Origin of the sequence: Rhodococcus sp. NPDC058521 (assembly GCF_042719695.1) — a bacterium.
GTDB lineage: Bacteria > Actinomycetota > Actinomycetes > Mycobacteriales > Mycobacteriaceae > Rhodococcus_F.
In genome coordinates this window covers 106520-130309 of sequence record NZ_JBHXNL010000009.1, presented here as the reverse complement: position 1 = coordinate 130309, position 23790 = coordinate 106520, and the positions used below count along the sequence as shown (strand labels likewise).

At 65.3% G+C, this 23790-nt stretch carries 20 protein-coding genes; 18 read left to right on the top strand and 2 right to left on the bottom strand.

The window, feature by feature from the left end; genetic code table 11:
* The first annotated feature begins 97 nt into the window (after nucleotides 1-97).
* The 18 genes from ACFWO3_RS15465 to ACFWO3_RS15380 all read left to right on the top strand — a co-directional run bounded on the left by ACFWO3_RS15465 (nucleotide 98) and on the right by ACFWO3_RS15380 (nucleotide 21946).
* Nucleotides 98-1762 carry a UDP-N-acetylmuramoyl-L-alanyl-D-glutamate--2,6-diaminopimelate ligase gene (locus ACFWO3_RS15465; protein ID WP_378579164.1) on the top strand — a complete coding sequence of 555 codons (1665 nt, stop codon included), beginning with the start codon at nucleotides 98-100 and terminating at the stop codon, nucleotides 1760-1762.
* Nucleotides 1759-3288 (top strand): UDP-N-acetylmuramoyl-tripeptide--D-alanyl-D-alanine ligase, encoded by a 1530-nt coding sequence (gene murF / locus ACFWO3_RS15460; RefSeq protein WP_378579162.1) that lies wholly within the window; start codon nucleotides 1759-1761, stop codon nucleotides 3286-3288. Before ACFWO3_RS15465 ends, murF begins: the two co-directional genes overlap by 4 nt.
* Entirely contained in the window at nucleotides 3285-4370 is a 1086-nt protein-coding gene (gene mraY / locus ACFWO3_RS15455) for a phospho-N-acetylmuramoyl-pentapeptide-transferase (protein ID WP_378579161.1), read from the top strand. The genes murF and mraY overlap by 4 nt, the downstream gene beginning before the upstream one ends.
* 4 nt (nucleotides 4371-4374) lie before the next feature.
* Nucleotides 4375-5913, top strand: a complete 1539-nt coding sequence (gene murD, locus ACFWO3_RS15450; RefSeq protein ID WP_378579159.1) for a UDP-N-acetylmuramoyl-L-alanine--D-glutamate ligase — start codon at nucleotides 4375-4377, stop codon at nucleotides 5911-5913.
* Between the two features lie 2 nt (nucleotides 5914-5915).
* The gene (gene ftsW, locus ACFWO3_RS15445) at nucleotides 5916-7517 is read left to right on the top strand and encodes a putative lipid II flippase FtsW (protein WP_378579157.1); all 1602 of its coding nucleotides are present in this window, start codon (nucleotides 5916-5918) and stop codon (nucleotides 7515-7517) included.
* Nucleotides 7514-8683, top strand: coding sequence for an undecaprenyldiphospho-muramoylpentapeptide beta-N-acetylglucosaminyltransferase (gene murG / locus ACFWO3_RS15440; RefSeq protein WP_378579155.1), 1170 nt, complete (start codon nucleotides 7514-7516; stop codon nucleotides 8681-8683). Before ftsW ends, murG begins: the two co-directional genes overlap by 4 nt.
* Nucleotides 8680-10161, top strand: coding sequence for a UDP-N-acetylmuramate--L-alanine ligase (gene murC, locus ACFWO3_RS15435; RefSeq protein WP_378579153.1), 1482 nt, complete (start codon nucleotides 8680-8682; stop codon nucleotides 10159-10161). The genes murG and murC overlap by 4 nt, the downstream gene beginning before the upstream one ends.
* Nucleotides 10162-10379: 218 nt before the next feature.
* On the top strand, nucleotides 10380-11018 hold the full coding sequence (locus tag ACFWO3_RS15430; protein ID WP_378579259.1) for a cell division protein FtsQ/DivIB: 639 nt from the start codon (nucleotides 10380-10382) through the stop codon (nucleotides 11016-11018).
* Nucleotides 11019-11232: 214 nt separating this feature from the next.
* Nucleotides 11233-12477 carry a cell division protein FtsZ gene (ftsZ, locus tag ACFWO3_RS15425; protein WP_378579151.1) on the top strand — a complete coding sequence of 415 codons (1245 nt, stop codon included), beginning with the start codon at nucleotides 11233-11235 and terminating at the stop codon, nucleotides 12475-12477.
* A 26-nt stretch (nucleotides 12478-12503) separates the two neighbouring features.
* The gene (gene pgeF / locus ACFWO3_RS15420) at nucleotides 12504-13265 is read left to right on the top strand and encodes a peptidoglycan editing factor PgeF (RefSeq protein WP_378579149.1); all 762 of its coding nucleotides are present in this window, start codon (nucleotides 12504-12506) and stop codon (nucleotides 13263-13265) included.
* Nucleotides 13262-14005, top strand: coding sequence for a YggS family pyridoxal phosphate-dependent enzyme (locus ACFWO3_RS15415; RefSeq protein WP_378579147.1), 744 nt, complete (start codon nucleotides 13262-13264; stop codon nucleotides 14003-14005). The genes pgeF and ACFWO3_RS15415 overlap by 4 nt, the downstream gene beginning before the upstream one ends.
* Before the next feature lie 82 nt (nucleotides 14006-14087).
* Complete coding sequence (locus ACFWO3_RS15410; RefSeq protein WP_378579143.1) at nucleotides 14088-14750, top strand: cell division protein SepF; 663 nt, start codon at nucleotides 14088-14090, stop codon at nucleotides 14748-14750.
* A 134-nt stretch (nucleotides 14751-14884) separates the two neighbouring features.
* A complete protein-coding gene (locus tag ACFWO3_RS15405; RefSeq protein ID WP_378579141.1) occupies nucleotides 14885-15187 on the top strand; it encodes a YggT family protein in 303 nt (100 codons plus the stop codon).
* 103 nt (nucleotides 15188-15290) lie between these two features.
* A complete protein-coding gene (locus ACFWO3_RS15400; protein WP_378579139.1) occupies nucleotides 15291-16175 on the top strand; it encodes a DivIVA domain-containing protein in 885 nt (294 codons plus the stop codon).
* 41 nt (nucleotides 16176-16216) lie between these two features.
* Complete coding sequence (locus ACFWO3_RS15395) at nucleotides 16217-16453, top strand: hypothetical protein (RefSeq protein WP_378579137.1); 237 nt, start codon at nucleotides 16217-16219, stop codon at nucleotides 16451-16453.
* Nucleotides 16454-16753: 300 nt separating this feature from the next.
* Nucleotides 16754-19930, top strand: coding sequence for an isoleucine--tRNA ligase (gene ileS, locus ACFWO3_RS15390; protein ID WP_378579135.1), 3177 nt, complete (start codon nucleotides 16754-16756; stop codon nucleotides 19928-19930).
* Between the two features lie 46 nt (nucleotides 19931-19976).
* Nucleotides 19977-21317, top strand: coding sequence for a DNA polymerase IV (locus ACFWO3_RS15385; protein ID WP_378579133.1), 1341 nt, complete (start codon nucleotides 19977-19979; stop codon nucleotides 21315-21317).
* A gap of 119 nt (nucleotides 21318-21436) precedes the next feature.
* Nucleotides 21437-21946, top strand: a complete 510-nt coding sequence (locus ACFWO3_RS15380) for a hypothetical protein (RefSeq protein ID WP_378579132.1) — start codon at nucleotides 21437-21439, stop codon at nucleotides 21944-21946.
* Between the two features lie 90 nt (nucleotides 21947-22036).
* Here the strand turns inward: ACFWO3_RS15380 and ACFWO3_RS15375 are convergent, their stop codons facing one another.
* Both ACFWO3_RS15375 and ACFWO3_RS15370 read right to left on the bottom strand, forming a co-directional pair.
* A complete protein-coding gene (locus tag ACFWO3_RS15375; protein ID WP_378579130.1) occupies nucleotides 22037-22789 on the bottom strand; it encodes a sensor domain-containing protein in 753 nt (250 codons plus the stop codon).
* Nucleotides 22786-23754 carry a hypothetical protein gene (locus ACFWO3_RS15370; protein WP_378579128.1) on the bottom strand — a complete coding sequence of 323 codons (969 nt, stop codon included), beginning with the start codon at nucleotides 23752-23754 and terminating at the stop codon, nucleotides 22786-22788. Before ACFWO3_RS15370 ends, ACFWO3_RS15375 begins: the two co-directional genes overlap by 4 nt.
* Nucleotides 23755-23790: the final 36 nt, after the last annotated feature.

The window sequence follows — 23790 nt, the reverse complement described above, 5'->3', positions numbered from 1 at the left end:
GGTAATCTGACACGTCGACATAGCGTCGGGTGCCCACCGAGTGGGTCGACCTGCATTTGTTCGCCGACCGACCGATGAACGACGTCCGAGACCTCGGATGTCCGAGAGGAGCCAGGTGCCCGAGCCGACCCGTTCTCAGTCGTCGCCGAGTTCGGTAGGTGCCGTCACGAATCTTCGCCCCGAACGCCCGGTGAACACCGCCATCGTCGATCTCGCTGCCCTGACCGGTACGCGGATCGAGTGGGTCGGAGCGAAGCCGGAAACCGGCGAGGGCTCCGTCACGGTCACCGGAATCGATTTGCGGGCGCAGGCGATTCTCGCTGGTGACCTCTTCGCAGCCCTGCCGGGAGCGCGTGTCCATGGCGCACGGTTCGTGTCAGAGGCCGTTTCGCAGGGCGCGCGGGCAGTACTGACGGACGACGCTGGATTCGAATTGGTGAAGCAGACCGGCGTGGACGTCGAGGTTCCGTTCCTTCTGCACGAAAATCCGCGTGCGCTCCTGGGAGCGGTTTCCGCCACCATTTATGGACATCCGACCGAGAAGATGACGGTCATCGGGATCACCGGGACATCGGGGAAGACGACCACTTCCTATCTGGTGGAGGCGGCGATCGCTGCGGGTGGACACACGCCGGGGCTGGTCGGAACGATCGAGACACGCATCAAGGGAAACCGGGTGCCGAGTGCCCTGACCACGCCCGAAGCACCCCAACTGCATGCCCTGTTCGCGGTGATGCTCGAACAGGGCATCGACACGGCCGTCATGGAGGTGTCGAGTCATGCTCTGGCTCTGGGGCGCGTGGACGGGGTCCGGTTCGCCATCGGCGCCTTCACCAACCTGTCGCAGGATCACCTGGACTTTCACCGCGACTTCGAGGACTACTTCGCCGCGAAGGCGCGTCTGTTCGACGGAGATTCTCCCGTTCGAGCGCGCAAGGCCGTCGTATGCGTCGACGACGAATGGGGTCGCCGCATGGCCGGCATCGCACGGGACGCGGGCGCCGAGGTCGTCACCGTCGCCACGACCCCGGTCGAACCGTCGCAGCCAGCGCAGCCGGCGGACTGGCGCGCGAAGGGCGGCAGCCTCGACACGACTGGTATGCAGAGCTTCGACCTCGTGGATCCGGCCGGCTGCTCGAGCGTCGTGAAGTTGCGTCTGCCAGGTGACTACAACGTGGCCAACGCCAGCCTTGCGGTCGCGGTGGCGGAGGCGGCCGGGGTTCCGGAGGCAGACGCCATCGGCGCGTTGGCTTCCGTCGACGTGCCCGGCCGCGTCCAACGGGTGGACCGCGGTCAGGACTTTCTGGCGGTCGTCGACTACGCCCACAAGCCCGCGGCGCTCGGTGCCGTCATCGGAACCCTTCGTGGACAGTCTTCCGGCCGACTGGCGGTGGTCGTCGGTGCAGGCGGCGACCGGGACAAGGCCAAACGCGAGCTGATGGGGGCAGTATCCGCTCGCGGCAGCGAGTTGTTGATCGTCACCGACGACAACCCGAGGACCGAGGACCCGGTCACGATTCGCGATGCCGTCCGTGGTGGAGCGGAAGACGTTCCGGTGGAGGAACGCGGTGAGATTCGTGAGGTGGCGGACCGTGCGGCCGCAATCGCGGCCGCCGTCGAGTGGGCACACCCTGGTGACGTCGTCCTCGTGGCCGGCAAGGGCCACGAAACGGGGCAGGAGGTGGACGGCGTGAAGCACCCGTTCGACGATCGTGAGGTTCTCGCCGACGCTATCGACCGAAGAATCGGAGGCGGGAAATGATCCCGATGACCCTCGCACGCATTGCCGAGACGGTCGGCGGGCGTCTGTCGAACGTCGTCGATCCGTCGCAGGTGGTGACTGGGAGCGTCGAGTTCGATTCGAGGAAGATCGGCCCCGGTGGACTGTTCCTTGCTCTTCCGGGGGCTCGCGTCGACGGCCACGATCACGCTGCTGCGGCAGTGGCGGCGGGCGCCGTGGCGGTGCTGGCCGCGCGCGATGTCGGGGTGCCCGCAATCGTGGTGCCGCCGCTTCGATCGGCCGATGCCAGCCGCGCGATGGCGCTCGAGCACGACAGCGACGGATCCGGCGCTGCTGTCCTCGAAGCACTTGCTGCGTTGGCGCACACCGTGGTCGAGGAATTGACCTCTCGCGGGCTGACCGTGGTGGGTGTCACAGGGTCGGCAGGTAAGACTTCGACGAAGGATCTGATGGCGTCGGTGCTGAGTCCGCTGGGCTCGGTGGTGGCTCCGCCCGGGTCCTTCAACAACGAACTGGGGCACCCGTGGACAGCGCTGCGTGCGGATGCAGACACGAAGTTCCTCGTACTCGAGCTGTCGGCTCGTGGAACCGGGCACATCGCCGCGTTGGCCCGGACCGCCCCACTCAAGCTGGGTGTCGTCCTCAATGTGGGCACCGCGCATCTGGGTGAGTTCGGGTCTCGTGAGGCGATCGCGTCCGCGAAGGGGGAGCTTCCGGAATCCTTGCCGTCCGCCGAGCACGGTGGAGTGGCAGTCCTCAATGCAGACGACCCGCTCGTGGCGGAGATGGCCGAGCGAACCTCCGCACGAGTGGTACTCGTAGGCCGTTCGGACGCCGCACAGATCAGGGCGACGAACGTCCGCCTCGACGAGCAGGCACGGGCGAGTTTCACCCTCGTGGCACCGTCGGGTAGCTCGCCGGTGGACTTGTCGGTGCACGGTGAACATCAGATCGGCAACGCGTTGTCGGCGGCTGCGGTCGCCCTCGAATGCGGCGCGACCGTGGAGCAGGTGGCCGCCGCGCTGTCCGGTGCCTCCGCGGCGTCGGAACGACGGATGGATGTGCGAGATCGCGCAGACGGGGTCACCGTCGTCAACGATTCCTACAACGCCAACCCGGACTCGATGCGCGCGGCTCTCAAGGCGCTCGTGTCGATGGCTCGGTCGAGTCGGCATGGAAAACGCCGAAGTTGGGCGGTGCTCGGTGAAATGGCGGAGTTGGGCCCGGAATCGGTGGTCGAGCACGATGCGATCGGGCGTTTGGCCGTTCGGCTCGACGTCAGTCGGCTGATCGTCGTGGGAACCGATCGCCCGGCGCGAGCGCTGCACCAGGGAGCCATCATGGAAGGCTCCTGGGGTGACGAATCGATGATCGTGCCGGACATCCCCGCTGCGATCGCCGCGCTCGAGGCCGAGTTGGCACCCGGTGATCTGGTGTTGGTGAAGGCGTCACAGTCGATTGGACTGTGGGAAGTTGCAGAGGCAGTGCTGGCCGACGACGATCAGCGCACGAAACAGACGGAAACCGGTTCGGAGGAAGCACGGTGAGACAGATCCTCTTTGCGGCAGGTATTGCGCTTGCCGTGTCGATTCTGCTGACGCCAGTGTTGATCAAAGCGTTCTCGCGGCAGGGATTCGGTCAGGAGATCCGGGTCGAGGGGCCCAAGACCCACCAGTCCAAGCGCGGTACGCCGACGATGGGTGGCGTCGCCATCCTTGCCGGCCTGTGGGCGGGCTATTGGGGATCACACCTGATCGGTATCGGGTACGACGCGGACGGCCCCTCCGCGTCGGGGCTTCTCGTGCTCGGATTGACCACGGCGCTCGGCGGCGTGGGATTCCTCGACGACTTCATCAAGATTCGCAAGCAGCGAAACTTGGGGCTGAACAAGACTGCCAAGCTCGTGGGTCAGCTCGTCGCAGCGGTGATCTTCGGCATCCTGGCTCTTCAGTTCCGTGGTGGCGGCGCGAATTCCCTCACCCCGGGTAGCACGAACCTGTCGTACGTCCGCGACATCACCACCGTGACTCTCGGTTCGCTCGTGTTCGTCGCCTTCTGTTATCTGCTGGTCAGTGCATGGTCCAACGCAGTGAATCTGACCGACGGTCTGGATGGTCTGGCGGCGGGCTCCATGAGTCTGGTGCTCGGCGCGTACGTCATCATCACCTTCTGGCAGTACCGAAATTCGTGTGAAACCACGCAGGCCATCGGTTGTTACGACGTCCGGGACCCGTTGGATCTGGCCCTGATCTGCGGCGCCGGTGCCGGCGCGTGTATCGGCTTTCTCTGGTGGAACGCGGCACCCGCGAAGATCTTCATGGGTGACACCGGTTCGTTGGCCCTCGGCGGCATGCTCGCCGGTCTGTCCATCACGACTCGCACCGAACTGCTGATGGTCGTGATCGGCGCTCTGTTCGTCGCCGAGGCGGCATCCGTCGTCATTCAGGTCGCTGTTTTCCGGTCGAGCCGCCGTCGTGTGTTCCGAATGGCGCCCTTCCATCACCACTTCGAACTGGCCGGGTGGGCAGAAACCACGGTGATCATCAGGTTCTGGCTGCTCGCGGCCATCGCATCGGCGATCGGCCTCGCGCTGTTCTACAGCGAGTACCTGGCCGCGATCGGAGGCTGAGCGCGTGGTCCACAAGTCGACCGTGGCGGGCCTGGGTTTTCTTCGGGGACGACCCGTTCTGGTTGCGGGTGCCGGGATTTCCGGACGAGCGGTCATCACGCCCCTCGGTGACCTGGGAGCCCAGGTCACCGTCACGGACACGTCGGCCGACGCGTTGGCCCGAAGTGCCGAACTCGGAGCAGAGACGGTTCCGCTCGATCACCTGATCGGTGACGTGGAACGCGTCGGCGAGTTCGCTCTCGTCGTCACCAGTCCCGGATTCCGGCCGGACTCTCCGCTCCTCGCCGCCGCGGCAGGTGCAGGAGTTCCGGTGTGGGGCGACATCGAGTTCTCCTGGCACGTCGATCGAGCGGCACTGTACGGACCGCCACGGCGGTGGCTGGTGGTCACCGGAACGAACGGTAAGACGACAACCACGTCGATGCTGAACTCGATCCTCGGTGCCGCCGGAGTATCCAGCGCAGCCTGCGGCAACATCGGATTGCCGGTACTGGACGCCCTGCGGGCCGAGTCTCCGCGCGCCGAGATTCTCGCTGTGGAGCTCTCGTCTTTTCAGCTCTACTGGGCGCCGTCCGTGCGGCCCGAGGCCGGCGTGGTCCTCAACATCGCGGAAGATCACCTCGACTGGCACGGGGGAATGGCCGGTTACGTGGCGGCCAAAGCCCGTGCCCTCACCGGAGCTGTCGGGGTCGTGGGGCTCGACGATGCGGTTGCGTCGTCCTTGCTGAGCACTTCGCCCGCGGAGCGCACCGTGGGATTCCGGACCGGCCGGCCGGGGCCCGGTGAACTCGGTGTGGAGAACGAACACCTGGTCGATCGCGCCTTCGCGGACTCGGTGCAGCTCGCGCCGGAGAACGGGATTCGGCCGCCCGGCCCGGCAGGTGTGGCGGACGCGTTGGCGGCGGCAGCACTTGCCCGGGCGGTGGGAGTCGAGCCCGAGGCCGTAGCTCGAGGACTGGCCGATCACGTGGTGGGCCCGCATCGAGGTGCCACGGTCGGGGTGTTCGAAGGGGTCACCTACGTAGACGACTCGAAGGCCACCAATCCGCACGCGGCGAAACCGTCGGTTCTCGCGCACGACCGGGTCGTCTGGGTTGCGGGTGGGCTCCTCAAGGGGGCAAGCGTCGACGAGTTGGTACGGGAAGTGGCAAACCGTCTGGTCGGTGTCGTGCTGTTGGGGCGCGATGCGACGCAGATCGCAGATGCCCTGGCACGACACGCGCCGGATGTGCCCGTTGTCCACGTCGACTCGGGAGACGATGCAGGTGTGATCGGAAACGGAGAGGCAGGGCTGAGCGGAGTGCGCCGAGTCCGGCTGCCCGCCGACACGCCAAGCGATTCGGTTATGAATACCGTGGTGCGTGAAGCCGCCACGATGGCTTCGGCGGGCGATGCGGTGGTTCTCGCACCCGCAGCGGCCTCGCTCGACATGTTCACCAGTTACGGGCATCGAGGCGACAGCTTTGCGGCCGCTGCTGCCGCCCTCGCGGCCGAAACCCTTGCGACCGAGATTCCGGACGAATCCGACGTCGGTGGGGCGTGACCATGAGTACGCGGACGACACGTCAACAGACGCCCCGAAAGAAGAGGGCGAGTGCGCAGAGTGCGCCCCGGACGCGGATCAGTGCATGGCTTGCGCGCCCGCTCGCGTCGTTTCACCTCGTCGTCACGATCGCTTTTCTTCTGACGGTGCTCGGGCTCGTCATGGTGTTGTCGTCCTCGAGTGTCGAGGCTTATGCGCGTGAGGGCTCCGCGTACTCGCCGTTCGTGCGCCAGTCGTTGTTCGCAGCGCTCGGGCTGGTCCTCTTCTACGTAGCCCTCCGAATACCGGTTCGCCGGATGCGAGCGCTGTCGTTTCCTGCGTTCGCGGCCACTATCGTGCTGCTGGTTCTCGTTCTGATTCCGGGTATCGGCACCATTCAGCAGGGCACCCGAGGTTGGTTCGTGCTGGGGCCGGTGTCACTGCAACCCGCCGAGTTGACCAAGATCGCGTTGGCACTGTGGGGTGCGCACCTGCTGGCGTCGTTGCGACGCGAGCGAACCGGGATCAAAGAGCTTCTCGTGCCCTTGGTGCCGGCGGCACTGCTCGCCTTCTTCCTCATCATTCTGCAGCCCGACTTCGGCACGACCGTCTCGCTCGGCGTCATTCTGTTGGCACTTCTGTGGTTCGGGGGCCTCCCGCTGAAGATGTTCTTCGGTGTGGTCGGCACCGCCGCTGTCGGCGCGTTGATTCTGGCGCTGACTGCGGGATATCGCTCGGCGCGTGTGCAGGCCTTCTTCAACCCGGGCAATGATCCGCAGGGTATCGGCTACCAGTCCCGGCAGGCGATGTTCTCGCTTGCGGACGGCGGGATCTTCGGGCGCGGGCTCGGTCAGAGTCGTGCGAAGTGGAGTTATCTGCCCAACGCGCACAACGACTTCATCTTCGCGATCATCGGCGAGGAACTCGGCTTTCTCGGCGGCGCGGCGGTGATCGGTCTGTTCGCGCTGTTCGTGTACACCGGTTTGCGGATCGCGGCACGATCGATCGACCCGTTTCTCCAACTTCTCGTGGCCACCGCGACGGTGTGGGTGACCAGCCAGGCGCTCATCAACATCGGCTATGTCGTGGGACTGCTCCCGGTCACCGGTCTGCAGTTGCCGCTCGTGTCGGCGGGTGGCACCTCGACCGCAACGACTCTGTTCATGTTCGGCATCATCGCGAACGCTGCGCGGCACGAACCGGAAGCCGCGGCCGCACTGAAATCCGGTCAGGACGGTCGTTTCGGTCGACTGTTGCGCTTGCCCGTACCCGAGGCATATTCGCCGGTCAGGCCTGCCGCGGTGCGCGCCGCCGCCGTGCGAAGAGCCGAGGATCGGCGGAATGCGGACCGGGGCCGTGCCGGTGGGCGGGGTGCACCCGGCCGCAACCCGAATCGTGGACGCTCGCTCCCGAAAGGAAGATCGTCGGCAGATCCCCGAGGTGCCGGCAGCGGAACCCGAGGTTCGGACCCGCGGGTACGAGGATCGGGCCGGAGGACGGCGGGCGTAGTCGACCCCAGGCGCGCCGACCGCGGGGAGAGAGGAAGGCCGCGGCGCCCGCATGAGGGTGGCCGCGGGCAGTGGAGCTCGGACGGCCGAGCAGGAGAGCGAGGATTTCGTAGGTGAGCGGCGACAAGTCGGCTTTGTCGGTGATCGTGGCCGGCGGCGGTACCGCCGGCCACATCGAACCGGCGCTCGCGGTAGCGGACGCGATCAAGGCAATCGATCCGAACGTGGTCGTGACGGCTCTCGGTACCGAGCGTGGCCTCGAGACGACTCTCGTACCGGCGCGTGGGTATCCGTTGGAGCTCGTCCCGCCGGTTCCGCTTCCGCGGAAGCCGACGATGGATCTGCTGAAACTACCCGCGCGAATCGTGAAGTCGGTACGGCGAACCCGTGCTGTGATGGACGAGACGAATGCCGATGTCGTGATCGGGTTCGGCGGATACGTGGCACTGCCTGCGTATCTGGCAGCGGGCCGCGGACCGCTCCGGCGTCGCAGGAAGATCCCGATAGTCGTTCACGAGGCGAACGCGAGTGCCGGCATCGCGAACAAGATCGGCGCGCGGCGCGCTGCGCGGGTATTGGCGGCTGTCTCAGGTTCCGGGGTGGCGGCGCGCGGGTCCTCCGATGCGGAGATCCTCGGGATCCCGGTACGTTCGTCGATCACCGACCTGGATCGGGGAGCCCTACGCGCGCAAGCTCGCGAATACTTCGGATTGCCCGCCGATGGCCCGGTTCTGCTCGTCTTCGGTGGGTCCCAGGGCGCCCGTTCGCTCAATGTCGCGGTGTCGGGCGCCGCGGAGGCATTCTCACGTGCCGGAATCGCTGTTCTGCACGCCCACGGACCGAAGAACTCGGTCGACGTCGACACCGGTGGTGGGTCGGCGCCCTACGTTGCAGTTCCCTACTTGTCGCGCATGGATCTCGCATATTCGGCCGCGGATGCCGTGGTGTGCCGTTCGGGCGCCATGACGGTGGCCGAGGTGTCGGCAGTCGGACTTCCGGCGGTGTACGTGCCGTTGCCGCACGGTAACGGTGAACAGGAACTCAATGCGCGACCGGTTGCAGTGGCAGGGGGTGGGATGATCGTGGCAGATGCGGAACTGACCTCGGAGTACGTCATCGCGAACATCGTTCCGTTGATGCAGGACGAGACCCGTCTCGAGGAGATGGGCCGCGCCGCGTCGAGCGTGGGACACAAGAGTGCGGCCGACGACGTCGCGCGCATCGCACTCGAAGTGGCCGCGCGTGATTCGAACACGCACGATCCGAACAGGGGAACCCGATGATCGACTTGCCCGCACATCTGGAACGAGTCCACATGGTGGGTATCGGGGGAGCCGGGATGTCCGGGATCGCCCGCATCCTGCTCGCGCGGGGCGGACAGGTGTCGGGTTCGGACGCCAAGGAGAGCCGAGGGGTTCTCGCGCTGCGCGCCCGTGGCGCCGAGGTGCGTATCGGACACGATGCGAGCGCACTCGATCTGCTGCCTGGCGGTCCGACGGCCGTTGTGACCACCCACGCTGCGATCCCGAAGAACAATCCGGAACTCGTCGAAGCAGAACGGCGTGGGATCCCGATCATTCTGCGACCGGCGGTTCTCACGGCTCTCATGGAGGGCAACAGAACTCTTCTGGTTTCGGGCACCCACGGCAAGACGTCCACGACGTCGATGCTCGTCGTCGCGCTGCAGCATTGTGGGGTCGATCCTTCGTTCGCGGTCGGCGGCGAATTGAACGAGGCCGGCACCAACGCGCACCACGGGACCGGGGACGTATTCGTCGCAGAGGCGGACGAGAGCGACGGTTCGTTGCTGCAGTACAACCCGAACGTCGTCGTGGTCACCAACATCGAGGCCGATCATCTCGACTTCTTCGGTACACCCGAGGCCTACGTGCAGGTGTTCGACGATTTCGGGTCGCGACTGCCCGCAGGTGGGTTGCTGGTCGCGTGTCTCGACGATCCGGGCGCGGCCGCATTGGCGAAACGGGTGGCGGCTCGCACCGATTCCGGCATTCGGGTGCTCGGCTACGGATCCGCAGAGGACGCGGACCGCGATCGGGCATTCGAACCGGTCGAGGGCGTGGAGGTCGGCGTGCGTCTGCTCGGATTCGAGGCCCGAGACGTCGGTGGCGTCATGCAGTTCCAGCTGGCGGACGAGGGTTCGCCGCGAACCGTCCGCATGGGCGTGCCGGGCCGGCACATGGCGCTCAACGCATTGGCTGCGCTGCTGTGCGCCCGTGACATCGGCGTGGACGTCGACGAAATAGTCGAGGGTATCGGCGGATTCGGGGGAGTGCATCGCCGATTTCAGTTCACCGGTCGTGAGCGCGGGGTGCGAGTGTTCGACGACTATGCGCACCATCCGACGGAGGTGCGTGCCGTGCTGAGCGCGGCGGCGGATCTGGTCCGTCAGGGCGATACGACGGGCCGAGTGGTCGTCGTGTTCCAGCCGCACCTGTATTCGCGGACCGCCACGTTCGCCGAAGAGTTCGGTGAGGCCTTGTCCTTGGCCGACGAGGTGGTCGTCCTCGACGTGTACGGCGCACGTGAGGAGCCGTTGCCCGGAGTCAGTGGTGCACTCGTGGCTCGGTCCGTGTCGAAACCCGTTCACTATCAACCGGATCTGTCCCTGGCCCCGAGGCAGGTTGCGGGGCTTGCGAGCGCGGGCGACGTGGTGATCACGATGGGAGCGGGTGACGTGACGATGTTGGGTGGCCAGATTCTCGATGCGCTGCGGGCAGTCCCGCAATCCTCGTCCACGTGAGCGCCCGTCAGCGGCCGGAGAGGTCGAGTCGCGGGCGTCGGCCCGACAGCGCACGCTCGCGCACGCGCGCACAGAACCAGCGCAGGGACGCGGTCCGCCGGGCGGCGCTGGAAGCGGAGGCGAAAGTTCGCCCCAGTGGCCGCCGCGGGAACAGCGCCAAGAACGAGGAGGGGGAATCGCAGGGGCCTCGCGCACCGTGGTATCGCCGTCCGAGGTTGATGGTTCCGCTCGTGCTCGTGTGTGTCGTTGCGCTTGCCGCGGTCGCCTGGTTCACGCCGGTGATGTCGGTCCGCGACGTGGAGGTCGACGGAGTCGAAACCGTTTCTTCCGACGAGGTTCTCGCGGTACTCGACGTCCCGCGGGGGCAACCGTTGCTCCGTGTCGACACCGGTGGTGCGGCGGCCCGCGTCGCCCAGATTCCGAAGGTGGAGTCGGTTCGCGTCCAGAGGATGTATCCGTCGACGATTCGGGTCACGGTCACCGAGCGAAAGCCGGTGGTGTTCGTGGATGCCCCGGACGGTACGCACCTGCTTGACAAGGACGCGGTCGACTACGAGGTCGCGCCGCCGCCACCGGGGGTCCCGAGATTGGTCACGCAGTCGCCGGGATTCGGCGATCCGAACACCGAAGCCGCTCTCGAAGTGTTGTCGTCGATGCCCGCGCAACTTCGGGAGCAGGTCGGTGAGGTTTCCGCGGATTCGATCTCGCACATCTCGGCCACCCTGCACGACGGACGCGTCGTCGTCTGGGGAGGGACCGAGAAGTCCGAGCGCAAAGGCGCGGTTACCTTGCCGTTGTTGACCCAGCCGGGGCAGACCTACGACGTGTCGAGTCCCGATCTGCCCACGGTTCGCTGACCACCTGATCCGCGAAACCGGGTGCGAATTCGTCAAATAACCGACGTGTCATCGGCGCGCCTAGTGGCGCAAGCGGATGAGTACCCATAGCGTTTCGCTCCAGTGGCCTACTTGACATAATGCTAACCCTGTGGTTGAGGTTTAGGGTTTGTCGAATCGGACACGAACTATTTTGTACGAGAGCGCGATACACACTCACGGAAGGCGAGAGCCGATGACGCCCCCGCACAACTACCTCGCCGTAATAAAGGTCGTCGGCATCGGCGGCGGCGGCGTGAACGCAGTCAACCGAATGATCGAGCAGGGACTCAAGGGAGTCGAGTTCATTGCCGTCAACACAGATGCCCAAGCGCTGCTGATGAGCGATGCCGACGTCAAACTGGACGTCGGACGTGAGCTCACTCGCGGACTCGGTGCCGGCGCGGATCCCGAAGTGGGACGTAAGGCAGCCGAAGACCACAAGGACGAGATCGAAGAGGTGCTCAAGGGCGCCGACATGGTCTTCGTCACTGCCGGTGAAGGTGGTGGCACCGGAACCGGTGGTGCCCCCGTGGTCGCCAGCATTGCCCGCAAACTCGGCGCACTCACCGTCGGTGTGGTCACGCGCCCGTTCTCTTTCGAGGGCAAGCGACGTGGTGGCCAGGCCGACACGGGAATTCAGTCCCTCCGCGAGTCGTGCGACACCTTGATCGTCATCCCCAACGACCGTTTGCTGCAGCTCGGTGATGCCGCGGTGAGCTTGATGGATGCGTTCCGTAGCGCCGACGAGGTCCTCCTCAACGGTGTCCAGGGCATCACCGATCTCATCACCACCCCCGGCTTGATCAACGTCGACTTCGCCGACGTCAAGGGCGTCATGTCCGGCGCCGGCAGTGCCCTCATGGGCATCGGTTCCTCGCGAGGCGAGGGCAGGGCCATCAAGGCGGCTGAAGCAGCGATCAACTCGCCGCTGCTCGAGGCATCGATGGAAGGTGCACGTGGTTGCCTCCTGTCCATCGCCGGCGGTAGCGACCTCGGACTGTTCGAGATCAACGAGGCCGCTTCGTTGGTGCAGGAAGCTGCTCACATCGACGCGAACATCATCTTCGGAACCGTCATCGACGATTCGCTGGGCGACGAAGTTCGCGTCACGGTTATCGCCGCCGGCTTCGACGGTGGTACCCCGACTCGCAACCCGGTCGAGGCCGGTGCCGTGGGGCGCAACGCAATCGGTGCAGGCCGTGCAGGCGAGGTCGGCCAGACGGCGGACCGCGAGCGTGAACGTCCGGCAGAGCCGGTCTCGGTCACTCGGGAGACGATCGCATCGCCCTCCGGTTCACACGCAGGCCCGAGTCATGGTTCGAACCACGGTTCGAGCAACCTGCCTCCGGTAACCGGCCGCGGCGAGCAGCGCGCCGCTCCCGTTGTGGAAGAAGACGGCGAGGACGAGGTAGACGTACCTTCCTTCATGCGTCGTTGAGTGTCGAATCGGTAGGCTCGGTGGACGTGAGCGAATCGTCTGTGAAGCCCGTACCGACCGACACGCCGAATTTTCGGGTTCGTCGAGTCGTCACCTCTCGTTCGGGTGGCGTCTCGGCGGAGCCGTACGGCTCGTTCAACCTGGGGGACCACGTAGGTGACGACCCAGTGGCAGTGGAGGCCAACCGTCGTCGGCTCGCGCGGGAGATCGGCGTCCCGTTCGACCATCTGATCTGGATGGAGCAGATTCACAGCCGAAACGTCACGGTTGTGTCCGGTCCGTCCGATAGTCCGATCGAAGCAACCGATGCACTGGTGACGACGGTCCCCGGTCTGGCGCTCGCGACGTTGAGTGCGGACTGTGTGCCGGTCCTGCTGTCGGACGACGAAGCGGGCGTGATCGCCGCGGTGCACGCGGGGCGAATCGGCGCTCGAATCGGAATTGTTCCGCGGGTGCTCGACGTGATGGTGGAGCAGGGCGCACGTCGCGAACGTATCGGCGCCTTCATCGGCCCGGCGGCCAGTGGGCGCCAGTACGAAGTGCCGGCAGACATGCAGGCGGACGTCGAACGTCATCTGCCGGGCAGTGCAACGCGCACCGCCAAGGGCACTCCCGGACTCGATCTGCGTGCGGGCCTACGCCAGCAACTTCTCGACGCGGGGATCTCCGGTGTCGCGGAAGATCCGCGATGCACCATCGAGGACGAAACACTGTTCAGTCACCGTCGCGAAGCCCTGACCGGGCGCTTGGCGGCCGTGATCTGGATGGATCGCGGGTCCGTGTCGTGAACACGGCACAGGATGCGGATCGGTCGGAGGAGATCGCGGCAGCACTCACGTCGGTCCGCGAACGCCTCACCGCCGCATGTACTTCGGCAGGTCGTGACCCCGCAGAGGTGCAACTCCTTCCGGTCACCAAGTTCTTCCCCGAGTCGGATGTTCGGATCCTCTACGACCTCGGATGCCGTGAGTTCGGTGAGTCGCGTGAGCAGGAGGCGACCGCGAAAGTCGACGAGTTCGCAAAGTTCCGTGCCGATTCGGACGTTCGTTGGCACATGATCGGCCACCTCCAGCGAAACAAGGCCAAGGCGATTGCTCGGTGGGCGTACGCGATTCATTCCGTCGACAGCCCGCGTCTGGTGACTTCGCTCGACAAGGCGGTGTCGATCGCCCTCGACGAAGGTCAGCGAACCGCACCACTCGAAGTTCTGGTACAGGTGAGTCTCGATGGGGACCCGCATCGCGGGGGAGTGCCGGTCGCGGAGTTGGAAGAACTTGCCGCGCAGGTGGAGTCGCGTCCGGCGTTGAGACTGTCCGGACTGATGGCGGTTCCGCCACTCGGATCGGACGCCGAGCAGGAGTTCGAACGTCTCGCATCCGTTCGCCGGGACTTCCTCGTGGATCACCCGCATGCGACGAATCTCTCATCCGGTATGACGAATGATCTCGAACATGCTGTGCGACATGGATCGACCTGCGTGCGTGTCGGAACCGCGCTGTTGGGAGCCCGCCCTATAACCTCGAGGTGATCGCCGAGGTGATCGCCCAACCCGTCCACACTGCGACCGGTCGTAGTCGGAAGAAGTCCGTCGCGCCAAGGAAGGTCGATCAATGAGCAACCTGCACAAGTTCAAGGCTTACTTCGGCATGGTCCCCCTCGACGACTACGAGGACGACTACCTCGACGAGCCCGACACTCGCCGCCCCTCCCGTGGTGGCCGCGACCCGTACCTCGATCGTGACGATCGTGACTTCGCGGAGCCCGGATTCGCGAAGGGTGGATACGCGCCGTCGCGGCACGACGACCTCGACGACGAGTTCGACCGGTACGAAACGGTTCCCCGTCACGCCGCACGCGCCGAGGCGGTTCGCTCGGTTCGGCCGGGTCCGGGGTCTGCGGTGCGCGCCGGCGGTACTCGTGGTGCGCTCGCGGTGGACTCTCGCCCCGAGCGTGTCGAATCTCGGCGCGGTCCGCTGTTCGACGAGGGCGGACCCTTGTCGAAGATCACCACTTTGCGTCCGCGCGATTACGGTGAGGCCCGAACGATCGGTGAGCGATTCCGTGACGGCACGCCGGTGATCATGGATCTTGTGGAGATGAGCAACGCGGACGCGAAGCGTCTCGTCGATTTCGCCGCCGGCCTTGCCTTTGCGCTTCGTGGATCTTTCGACAAGGTGGCCACCAAGGTGTTCCTGCTGTCTCCTGCCGATATCGACGTGTCGGCGGAAGAGCGTCGCCGCATCGCGGAGACCGGTTTCTACAGCCAGAAGTAGTGCTGGGTACGGTGCGATCGGTCAAATGACGAACAGAGGAGCAGGGTGAGCGTTAGCTCAGGTGGTAGCGCCATGCTCGACGTGGCGCCGTCCCTTCCTTTGATAGCGACGGAGATGTCGGGCAGAGTGTGGGTGTGGCCTTGTTCTCGGTGATCTACCTGTTGCTGTTCATCTTCTGGCTTCTACTCATAGGCAGGATCGTCGTCGAGTTCATTCGCAACTTTGCGCGAGACTGGCGGCCGACGGGCTTCGTGGTGGTTGTGCTCGAAGCGATCTTCACTGTGACCGACCCGCCTGTGAAGCTCTTGCGCAGGCTGATTCCGCCCATTTCGTTGGGTGGCGTTCGGCTGGATCTGTCCATCATGGTGTTGCTGTTCATCGTGTTCATACTCATGTCCGTCGTTCAGGCGCAGGCGCGTGCCACGGGAATGGTGTGACAGAATGGACCCCATTGCACCAGTGATGGTCCGCCATTGCGTACGATGCGTTGTAACTGAATGCTTGCTAGACCGCCGAAATGACGCGTGAAGGGATCCTTCCATGCCGCTGACTCCAGCTGATGTGCACAATGTCGCGTTCAGCAAGCCTCCTATCGGGAAGCGTGGCTACAACGAGGACGAGGTCGATGCCTTCCTCGACCTCGTCGAGCAGGAGCTTTCTCGACTGATCGAGGAGAACGCCGATCTCCGCCAGCGAGTCGGTGAACTCGACAAGGAGTTGGCCGACGCGAAGAAGGCTCCTCGTGGTGCGGCAGCCGCATCCGGTTCCGCCGCTGCAGCAGCTACCTCGCAGGCCAAGTCCGAGCCCGCTCGTACGGAGCAGCCCAAGGCTGCTCCGGCCCCCACGGCGGCGACGCCCGTTGCCGCAGCCGCGCCGCAGGCGCAGGCAGCGGGTCAGCAGGGCGGGGACCCGCATATGCAGGCGGCCAAGGTGCTCGGCCTCGCGCAGGAGATGGCGGACCGCCTCACCAACGACGCGAAGACCGAGTCCGAGCAGCTCCTCGGAAATGCCCGAACCAACTCGGAGCAGCTCGTCACCGACGCCCGTACGCGGTCGGAGTCGATGGTCGCCGATGCTCGTCAGAAGTCCGAAGCACTGCTGAGCGATGCGCAGACCCGGTCCGACACACAGCTGCGGCAGGCCAAGGAGAAGGCAGACGCACTCCAGGCCGATGCGGAGAAGAAGCACACCGAGATCATGGCGACGATCAACCAGCAGCGTTCGGTGCTGGAGGGTCGTATCGAGCAGCTCAAGACGTTCGAGCGCGAGTACCGCGTACGCCTGAAGTCGTACCTCGAGTCGCAACTCGAAGAGCTCGAGCAGCGAGGGTCGGCTGTTCCGGTCGACGGCGGGCAGGATTCGTTCGCACAGGGTGGTTCACAGACGAACTACAACCAGTCGTCCTACGCAAAGGGCAACAGCTGACCGAAGGGATGCGGGGCGGCTGCGCCGGATAGAGGTGAACCGTGCTGGTCATGACACTGATCTTGGCAGGTACAGGGTTTGCACTGTTGGTGATCGCCCTGATGACGGGTTCGGTGGTGTGGGCCTGGGGCTGCATCATCGTGTGTGTCGCCGGCGCCGTTCTCTTGCTCGTAAGTGCCTTGACGGGCAAGAAGACGGTGTCGGACAGCACGTCGGGTACTCGAGAGCCCCGAGAGCCCGGACTGGGTCGGCATTCGCCCCCGGCCTCCGACAGATGATTCCTTCGGGCAGATGATCCGTTCTCGGTCGACCGAGGCACTTCGGTCGACCGGAGTGGTGGTCGACTAGACTGCAACAGGCGATGATCCGGCAATCACCGGGGAGTATTCGGAAGAACGGTCGGAAAATGCTGCTCGCGAGCATTTCCGGCTCAGTAGAACCGAACGGGTGGACCCGTAACAGTCCTGTACCGAGAGGCTTCTCTTCGGAGAAGCAAGCGGGGTGGTACCGCGGTGTCGGCGCACGTGCGCCGGACGTCGTCCCCGTGCCGAGTGAGCCAGGCACGAGGGAGCAGAGCGATGACAGAATCTCGACCCGTCGAAGAGTCGTCGACCAAGAACACCTACCCGCGGGTGAGCTACGGCGCACCCCGTGATTCGAGTGTGCGATTCGCGCAGCTCGAGCAGGAAGTTCTGGCCGGATGGGAAGCCGACGACACTTTCCGGGCATCGGTAGCGCAGCGCAGTGGCGCGGAGGAGTACGTCTTCTACGACGGCCCTCCGTTCGCCAACGGTCTGCCGCACTACGGGCACCTCCTGACCGGTTACGTGAAAGACCTCGTACCACGCTTCCAGACGATGCGCGGCAAGCGCGTCGAGCGTCGTTTCGGTTGGGACTGCCACGGTCTGCCGGCCGAACTCGAGGCCGAGAAGCAACTCGGGATCAAGGACAAGTCCGAGATCGATTCGATGGGCCTGGCGAAGTTCAACGATTACTGCCGGGAATCGGTTCTGCGGTACACCGACGAGTGGCGCGACTACGTCACGCGGCAGGCGCGCTGGGTCGACTTCGACAACGACTACAAGACGCTCGACCTGGACTTCATGGAGTCGGTCATGTGGGCGTTCTCGGAACTCCACAAGAAGGGCCTGATCTACCAGGGCTTTCGGGTGCTCCCGTACAGCTGGTACGAGCAGACCCCGTTGTCGAACCAGGAGACGCGGCTCGACGATGCCTACAAGATGCGTCAGGATCCGGCGCTGACGGTCGACATGCCGCTCAGTGGGGACGGACCGCTCAGCGGCGCCAACGCGATCATCTGGACCACGACTCCCTGGACGCTGCCGTCGAACCTCGCGGTCGCCGTGCACCCGGACATCGACTACGTGCAGGTTGCCGTGGACGGCAAGCGGTACGTACTCGCCAAGGATCGGCTCGCGCACTACTCGCGCGAGCTCGGTGAGTCACCCGAGGTGGTCTCGGAGCACAAGGGTTCCGAACTCGTCGGCCTGTCCTACGACCCGCCGTTCGATTTCTTCCTCGGCCACGAGAACGCCCACCGAGTGATCGCGGCGGACTATGTGACCACCGAATCCGGCACCGGCGTCGTGCACCTTGCACCCGCGTTCGGTGAGGAGGACATGGAGTACTGCACTGCCAACGGCATCTCGGTGGTTCAGCCTCTCGACGCCGGCGGCCGATTCACCTCGATGGTCCCGCCGTACGAGGGTGTCCAAGTTTTCGATGCGAACCCGCAGATCATCAAGGATCTGAAGGCGGCTGGAAAGTTGCTGCGGCACGAGACGATCGAGCACTCCTACCCGCACAGTTGGCGGAGTGGCCAGCCTTTGATCTATATGGCCGTGCCGTCATGGTTCGTGGCGGTCACGAAGTTCCGTGACCGGATGGTGGAACTGAATCAGGACATCACCTGGGTGCCCGAGCACATCAAGGACGGCCAGTTCGGAAAGTGGCTGGCAGGGGCACGCGACTGGAACATCAGCCGAAACAGGTACTGGGGCAGCCCGATCCCGGTCTGGATGTCGGATGATCCCGAGTATCCGCGCACCGATGTGTACGGGTCGCTCGACGAGCTCGAACGGGACTTCGGAGTTCGCCCGACCGATCTGCACCGGCCCGTGATCGACGAACTGGTCAGGCCGAACCCGGACGATCCGACCGGGCGTTCGATGATGCGCCGGGTTCCGGAGGTGCTCGACTGCTGGTTCGAGTCCGGTTCGATGCCGTTCGCCCAGGTGCACTATCCGTTCGAGAACACCGACTGGTTCGACAGTCACAACCCGAGCGACTTCATCGTCGAGTACAACGGTCAGACTCGTGGTTGGTTCTACAACCTGCACGTCCTGGCGACCGCGCTGTTCGATCGGCCGACATTCCGGACCGTGGTGGCCCACGGCATCGTGCTCGGCGACGACGGTTTGAAGATGAGCAAGTCGAAGGGCAATTACCCCGATGTCAAGGAGGTGTTCGATCGGGACGGGTCGGACGCCATGCGGTGGTTCCTGATGTCGTCTCCGATCCTGCGCGGCGGGAACCTCGTGGTGACGGAGCAGGGCATCCGCGAAGGTGTTCGGCAGGCGCTGTTGCCGCTGTGGAATGCGTGGAGCTTCCTGCAGTTGTATGCGCCCGAGTGCGGCACGTGGCGGACGGATTCCACGAATGTTCTCGACCGCTACATACTCGCCAAGCTCGCGCAGACACGCGACGTCATCACCGATGTTCTCGAGGTAAACGACATCGCGGGCGCCTGCGACGAACTCCGAACCTTCTGTGACGCCCTCACCAACTGGTACGTGCGTCGGTCGCGTTCGCGGTTCTGGGACGAAGAATCCGAGGCGTTCGACACCCTGCACACGGTGTTGGAAGTGGTGACGCGACTCTCCGCGCCCTTGCTTCCGCTTGTCAGCGAAGTGATCTGGCGAGGGTTGACCGGCGGACGATCGGTGCATCTGGCGGCATGGCCTTCCGAGGACGAGCTGCCCTCCGACCCTGAGCTCGTCACCTCGATGGACGAGGTGCGGTCGGTGTGCTCGACCGTGCTCGGCCTACGCAAGGCTCAGAACCTTCGCGTCCGTCTTCCTCTTCCCGAAGCGACGGTGGCAACGCCGGACGCCGAGCGTCTGCGCCCCTTCCTGGGGTTGATCGCGGACGAAGTGAACGTGAAGAAGGTCGACGTCAGCACCGACGTCGCCGCGCGTGGACGTTTCGAGCTTGTGATCAACGCTCGTGCAGCGGGTCCGCGTCTCGGCAAGGATGTCCAGACCGTCATCAAAGCGGTGAAGGCGGGGGAGTGGACCGAGAACTCCGAGGGCATCGTGACGGTGTGGCCTGGCCGCTCCACCGGCTCGGCGGACGCGGCCGGTATCGAACTGTTGCCGGAGGAGTACACGCAGCGTCTGGTGGCGGCGGAGCCCGAATCGACGGCAGCGCTTCCAGGCGGTACCGGATTGGTGGTTCTCGATTCCACGGTCACCGAGGAACTGGAATCCGAGGGCTGGGCCAAGGACCGGATTCGTGAACTGCAGGACGCGCGACGCGCGGCAGGATTCGACGTCTCGGATCGGATCCGTGTGGTCCTCGACGTGCCCGCGAACAGGATCGAGTGGGCACGTGAGCATCGCGATCTCGTTGCCGGTGAAATCCTGGCAGTCGACCTCACGTTCGACACGCTCTCGGCCGACGACGGTGTCGTCGAACTCGGAGAGGGTGTGAGTGCACGTCTCGAAAGGGCGTGATGTCGGTGTGGCGCGGTAGCTTCGGTCCGTGAGTCGGCGAGCTGGCATGAGTCGTCGCTGGGTCCTCCATCTCGACATGGATGCGTTCTTCGCGTCGGCCGAGCAGTTGACACGGCCCACGCTCCGCGGCCGTCCGGTCCTCGTGGGAGGACTCGGCGGCCGCGGAGTGGTGGCCGGCGCGAGTTACGAGGCGCGAGTCCACGGGGCGCGATCCGCGATGCCGATGCATCAGGCCAAGCGACTGGTGGGTGGTTCGGTGGTGGTGCTGCCGCCACGCGGGGCGCTGTACGGCCTGCTCAGCAAGGCGGTATTCGACATCGTGCGGTCGAGGGTCCCGGTCGTCGAGCAGCTGTCCGTGGACGAAGCTTTTCTGGAACCGAGCGAACTGCACGATGCCTCGCCGCAGGCCGTGCTCGAATTCTGCGAGGGCCTGCGGGAGACCGTGCGCGGCGAGACCGGCCTCGTGGCCTCTATCGGGGCAGGTTCCGGCAAACAGGTGGCGAAGATCGCGTCCGGCCTCGCGAAGCCGGACGGGGTTCGGGTGGTCTCACCGCAGCAGCAGCACTCGGTCCTCGATTCCTTGCCGGTACGAGCATTGTGGGGAATCGGACCGGTAGCCGAGGACAAGCTCCGGCGGTTGGGCATCGACACGATCGGTGGATTCGCCGCGACCCCGGAGTCCGAGGTCGCCTCGATCCTCGGCGGCACTGTGGGGCCCGGGCTGCATCGGCTCGCGAAGGGTATCGACGACCGCCCGGTTGCAGAGCGCGCGGAATCAAAGCAGGTCAGCGCCGAAACCACCTTCGCCTCGGACATCATGACTCTGGCCGAATTGCGTCTCGCCGTGGATTCGGCGGCGGGTTCGGCGTTCATCCGGCTGCACAAGGACGGTCGGGCCGCGCGGACTGTCGTGGTGAAACTGAAGAAGGCCGACATGAGTGTGCTGACCAGGTCCACGACGTTGCCGTACGCCACCCTCGATCGGCAGGTGCTCGTCGCCGCGGCCCAACGACATGTCATGGATCCGCTCGAGATCGGCCCGGTTCGGCTCGTCGGTGTCGGCTACTCGGGATTGTCCACGGTTCGACAGGGATCGCTGTTCCCTGAACTGGACCTCGAGGTTCCCGGGTACTCGACGACCAGCGAAGTGTCGGATTCGGGAGACGGCGGGCGTGAATCCGCGCCGACCGCACACGAGCACCAGCGGTGGCACGCCGGTGTCGATGTTGTACACGTCGAGTACGGTCACGGATGGGTCCAGGGTGCCGGACACGGAGTGGTGACAGTTCGCTTCGAGACGCGTACCAGTGGACCGGGCGTTGCACGTACGTTCGACGAGGGCGACGAACGCCTCGAACGGGCAGGAGTCGAAGGCTCCCTGTTGTGAGGGTGCCCTTTGCTGCACAGGCCTTACTGTTGGGTAAGGTTGGCCCGAGCAGTATCTCGATGATTGGATCTCGGGGGAAATACGGACCCCGGGAAAACTCGACAAAGAAGGACACTGAGTTGAAGCTTCGTAAGATGACGATCGCCGGAGTTGCGATCGCCGCCGCACTGACCATGTCCGCTTGTTCGGATGATTCCGACAGCTCGGCAGAGGACACCACGAGCTCCGCAGCTGCCACCACCTCGGAGGAGGCTGCCGCCGAGGTCGAGGTTCCCACCGCCGCCGAGCTGAACGCACTGCTGGTCAAGGGCCTCGACCCCGCCACGCCGCTCGAGGAGAAGACCACGATGGTCGAGGGCTCCGAGGAGGACCCCGAGCTCATCAACCAGGTCGCCGCAGCTGCTCAGCAGTTCGGTGCCGAGGTCGAGGTGCTCGACCCGGTCGTCGACAACGGCGACGGAACCGCCTCCGGCCAGCTTCAGCTGACCGTCAACGGTGAGGTTCAGCAGGGTGGTCTCGCTGCCATCTTCATCCCGAGCGAGGACGGATCCTGGAAGCTCTCCAAGACCACGGCATGCCAGATCGTCAACATGGCGCAGCTGCAGTCGCCGGCGTGCCCGGCTGCCTGACGGCAACCCCGACTCCCTGACGGGAGTGACACGCAAAGTGCCGGCACTCACCATCTGGTGGGTGCCGGCACTTCGTCGTTCACGGCTCGTTCACGAGGCAGGTCGGACGGCGACCTTCTCCACCGCCTTCTTCGTCGTGTCGGCGAAGACACCGGGGTCGATCTCGGTCTGGCCCGCCGCAGCCATCTGAACGATGTTGTTGCCCACGACGGCGATCACGACGTCCGAGGTCAGCGTTAACCCTTCACTCGACGTGACCAGACGAAATGCCACCGACGCATCGCCGACGGGCTCTTGGTCCCGCGCTCCGAGGCGGTAGGTGATATCGATCCCGTCCACATCGGTTCCGGTGTATTCGCCGCAACGGCTCAGGGTGTCCTGGACGGTCTCGAAAGCGCGTGCAGTGGCTTCGTTGTCGCCGTACGACGCGATGTCCTGATCGAAGCTCGAGAAGTTCGGTCCCGAGAACATGCTCGACGCCGACCCGACGGCGCCCGCGGACTGCTGCGCGACAGGCGCGAGCACCGCCGCGCACTCCCGCGGGTCCGTTGCGGATTTGTCGGTCTCCGAGGTGTCGTCAGCCGGCGGTAGACCCAGGTCCTGTTCGGGATCGGGCAGTGGTACGAAACCGACGGGCAGCTCGGCGGCGGTCAAGAGCAGCGGCCGTAGCGCCTCGTCGCCGAGTCCGGGCGCGGCCGAATCGTTCGAAGGCACGGTCACGGAGGGACCGAGAGCATCCATCTCGGGTGCGTTGTCCTCGCTTCCGGAAGAGGAGGAACATCCGGCGAGGGCGGTCAGCGCCGCTACTGCGATGACAGCGCCAGTTCCGTTGGGGGACTTCACGGCGTTCCCCATTCGACGTTGTTCGTGATCGACTGCATCAGGCGGGTGGTTCCGTCCGGATCGCTGTAGTGCTGGTCGCCGCCGACCGAGACCGAGCCGTCGACCGGTAGAGGCTTGTCGAGGTCCACCGTCATGCTTCCGTTGCCCGACATCGTGTACTGGTCGATGTTGAGCGACCCGGCCTCGCCGTCGAGCATCCACACGTCGCTCTGCGGCTTCTGGTCTATCGCGATGTCGATGGTCAGACGATTTCCCTCGCGGGCCCTGAGCGTGGCGGTCGTCGTCTGATCGAGGGTGATCCCGCTCGTGACCTGCTGGCGGACAGTCCACTGCGCCCCAACCCCGATGGGAGTCTCGGGGAACGGCAGTGCACGGTAGACGGCCTGGTAGAAAGCCTGCTCGATCGCCGAACGTGCGATGTCGGGAGCGTCGGCAGCCGGTTGCAACCGCAGGGCGGTCACGGCACCGTTGGGGCCGACGGTCAGGTCGACACCGGACCCTTCACTGTGCGACAGGGCGCCGTCGAGAGTTCCGTCCGGAGTGTCGGCATCGCCCAAGACGAGCTCGATCGTCCGGGAATCGGTGGCCGCTTCCTGGTCGGAACCGTCGGCGTCCGCGACACGGACGGACAGGGGAAGGGTCAACTCGGGGGACGAGAAGTCCTGCGGAGGTTGGCCGTCGATCTGCTGGGACACCTGGGAGCTCGTGGTCAGAATCGAGTCCTGTGTGGCGTCGACCGGCGGCTGGTGACGGACGATTTCGCGGGGTTCGGCCCCGTCCGAGACGACGTCGACCTGCGCCGCGGAAATGGGGACGGTCACCTCGGAGGGTGCGGCCCCGGACGGCGGCGTGGCCGCTTCGTCGGCGTTGCCGTCGCTTCCGCAGGCGGTGATCAGAGTTGCAAGGGACAGCGTCATCGCCACCAGGCACGACCCGGAACGCGACGCTTTCGACTTCAGTGGCACGGCACCAGGTTAGTAGCCAAGGGTCCACGTGAGCCT

Bases quoted from the DNA above. Each gene is read 5' to 3' on its own strand.
- ACFWO3_RS15410 (WP_378579143.1), top strand. From the start codon at position 14,088: ATGAGCAACCTGCACAAGTTCAAGGCTTACTTCGGCATGGTCCCCCTC.
- ftsZ (WP_378579151.1), top strand. From the start codon at position 11,233: ATGACGCCCCCGCACAACTACCTCGCCGTAATAAAGGTCGTCGGCATC.
- ACFWO3_RS15385 (WP_378579133.1), top strand. From the start codon at position 19,977: ATGAGTCGTCGCTGGGTCCTCCATCTCGACATGGATGCGTTCTTCGCG.
- ftsW (WP_378579157.1), top strand. From the start codon at position 5,916: ATGAGTACGCGGACGACACGTCAACAGACGCCCCGAAAGAAGAGGGCG.
- ACFWO3_RS15400 (WP_378579139.1), top strand. From the start codon at position 15,291: ATGCCGCTGACTCCAGCTGATGTGCACAATGTCGCGTTCAGCAAGCCT.
- ACFWO3_RS15465 (WP_378579164.1), top strand. From the start codon at position 98: ATGTCCGAGAGGAGCCAGGTGCCCGAGCCGACCCGTTCTCAGTCGTCG.
- ileS (WP_378579135.1), top strand. From the start codon at position 16,754: ATGACAGAATCTCGACCCGTCGAAGAGTCGTCGACCAAGAACACCTAC.
- ACFWO3_RS15430 (WP_378579259.1), top strand. From the start codon at position 10,380: ATGGTTCCGCTCGTGCTCGTGTGTGTCGTTGCGCTTGCCGCGGTCGCC.
- murC (WP_378579153.1), top strand. From the start codon at position 8,680: ATGATCGACTTGCCCGCACATCTGGAACGAGTCCACATGGTGGGTATC.
- murF (WP_378579162.1), top strand. From the start codon at position 1,759: ATGATCCCGATGACCCTCGCACGCATTGCCGAGACGGTCGGCGGGCGT.